Source organism: Streptomyces omiyaensis (assembly GCF_014650895.1).
Taxonomy (GTDB): Bacteria; Actinomycetota; Actinomycetes; order Streptomycetales; family Streptomycetaceae; genus Streptomyces; species Streptomyces omiyaensis.
This window is the reverse complement of the sequence record NZ_BMVV01000001.1, coordinates 202144-204507: the sequence shown is the minus strand read 5'-3', so window position 1 is coordinate 204507 and position 2364 is coordinate 202144. Positions and strand designations below refer to the sequence as shown.

The window sequence follows — 2364 nt, the reverse complement described above, 5'->3', positions numbered from 1 at the left end:
GCCATCGGCGGCGGCTGGCAGATCTACGACCGCATCGAGGCCACCGGCAACATCGCCGGCTCGGTCCACGCCGACATCGTCGCCCGCGACAAGGCCGGCGTCCTCTGGCTCTACCAGGGCAACGGACGCGGCGGCTTCACCGGCCGCGTCCAGGTCGGCGGCGGCTGGCAGACCTACGACCAGATCTCCGGCGGCTCCGACTACACCGGCGACGGCCGCCCCGACGTCCTCGCCACCGACAGGACCGGCGCCCTGTGGCTCTACAGGTCCACCGGCAGCACCACCAAGCCCTTCACCGCCCGCGTCAGGATCGGCGGCGGCTGGCAGGTCTACAACCAGCTCGTCGGCACCGGCAACATCGCCGGAGCCGCCGCCGGGGACCTCCTGGCGCGCGACAGGGACGGCGTGCTCTGGATGTACCTCGGCAAGGGCGACGGCACCTTCACCGGACGCACCCGCATCGGCGCCGGCTTCGGCCGCTACGGCGAACTCGTCGGCGCCGGGGACGTCGACGGCGACAAGAAGAACGACCTCCTCGCCGTCGACCCCGCCACCAGGACCACCTACGTCTTCCGGGGGACGGGCGAGCGCGACGCCCCGCTCAACCTGCGCCGGACCCTGACGGCACAGTTCCAGGGAAAGTCGTACAACCTTTTCGGATGATCGGTGGTCATACGGGCGGGTTCGCGCCTCTGCGCGGGCCTGCCCGTCGTCCTCTGGAGGGGTCCCTTGCTTCCCGTACGCCTCACCCGCCGCCGCACCGCCGCCTCCGTGGCGACCGTCCTCGCCGTCACCCTCGGCGCCGGCGTCCTCGCCGCCCCCTCGGCGGGCGCCGCCGACGCCCCCTCCGCCCGTGACGGGGCCCTGAAGGTCGCGCCGTACACCTCGGCCCTCGGCGCCGGATCGACCGGCTTCCTCGTCACGCTGAACAACCACACGGGCGGCGACCAGGCCTGGATCCGGTACGACACCGGGAAGCAGACCCCGATCAGCGAAGCCGAGTACTTCTACACCGACGAGAGGAACGTCGTCGGGGACGACCTCCTGCTGTGCACGTCGTCCGAGGCCACCGTGCGGAACATGGGCACGGGCGCCGACGGCCTGACCGTGCCGCTGGAAGGCAACGAGCACTGTGCCGGGATGGCCGGCTCCTCGGTCTTCCTCACCGCCTGGGGCACCGGCAAGCTGCGGGCGTACGACGCCGTCCACGGCAGCCGTGCCGTCACCGGCATCCCGGCCGGCGCCACGGACGTCCGGGTGAAGCCGGGCACCGCCACGCACGCGCTCCTCGCCTACAAGGCGGCGGACGGCGTCCAGCACCGGGGCAGCCTCGACCTCGCCGAGGCGGCCGTCGAGGACGACTACGCGGCGCCGCTCGCCCCCGAGTGGAACTTCTCGGTCGCCCTCTCCGACACCCGGATCGCCTGGAGCGAGTACGACCCCGCCACCAAGAAGGGGTCCGTGGTCGTCCAGACCCGCGGCACGGCCGAGAGGAAGGTCTTCCCGGCGGGCGAGTACGCCCACGTCGCCTTCCTCGGCGACCGCCTCGTCCACGCCGACCGGAACGCCACCACGCAGCTCACGCCCTCCCCGCTGCACGCCCTGAACGTCGTGGACCCGGAGACCGGCGCCACGACCAGGCTGCTCGACCACGTCCGGGGGATCGTCCCCACCCCCGAGGGCGACCTGCTGGTCTCCGGCGGCGAGATCGGCACCGGCGACGGCGTCTTCCGCGTCTCCCTGGCCGCCGACGGCACGCCCGGGGCCGCCTTCCTCGCCGACAGCGGCTACCCCGCCGAACTGGCGGAGGTCAGCGAGCCGGAGCTGCCGCCCGCGACGCTCGACTTCGACGAGCGGGACTACACGTCGTTCACGCAGTACTTCAACCACTCGGGCGTGAAGTTCCGTTACACCTTCACCCACGTCCGGACCGGCAGGACCTACACGGTCGTCCAGAACGGCCACGCGAGCGCGGGGGAGGACGGCTCCTACCCCAAGGGCATCCCGATGGGCTGGGGCTGGACCGGTGAGCTCGACGGGAACGCCTCCGACCCGAAGGGGACGACGGCCGCCTTCAACGGCGCCTACACCTGGACGTCGACCGCCGAGTCGGGCGCCGGGCTGGGGACCACGCCGATCAAGCGCTCCGGCTCCTTCACCCTCACCCGCACGGCGAAGCCGCACGACTTCGACGACAACGGCTCCCCCGACCTGCTGGCCCGCGACGCCTCCGGCGTCCTGCGCACCCACGACTCCGGCGCCATCGGCGGCGGCTGGCAGATCTACGACCGCATCGAGGCCACCGGCAACATCGCCGGCTCGGTCCACGCCGACATCGTCGCCCGCGACAAGGCCGGCGTCCTG

The 2364-nt window shown here is 72.7% G+C and carries 2 protein-coding genes; both read left to right on the top strand.

Features of this window, described 5'->3' with window-relative positions; translation table 11 throughout:
* Nucleotides 1-663 (top strand): FG-GAP repeat domain-containing protein (locus IE287_RS00960; RefSeq protein WP_189846930.1); only part of this gene is annotated, 663 nt, incomplete at its 5' end.
* Between the two features lie 66 nt (nucleotides 664-729).
* A partial coding sequence (locus tag IE287_RS00955; RefSeq protein ID WP_194690229.1) for a hypothetical protein occupies nucleotides 730-2364 on the top strand: 1635 nt, incomplete at its 3' end.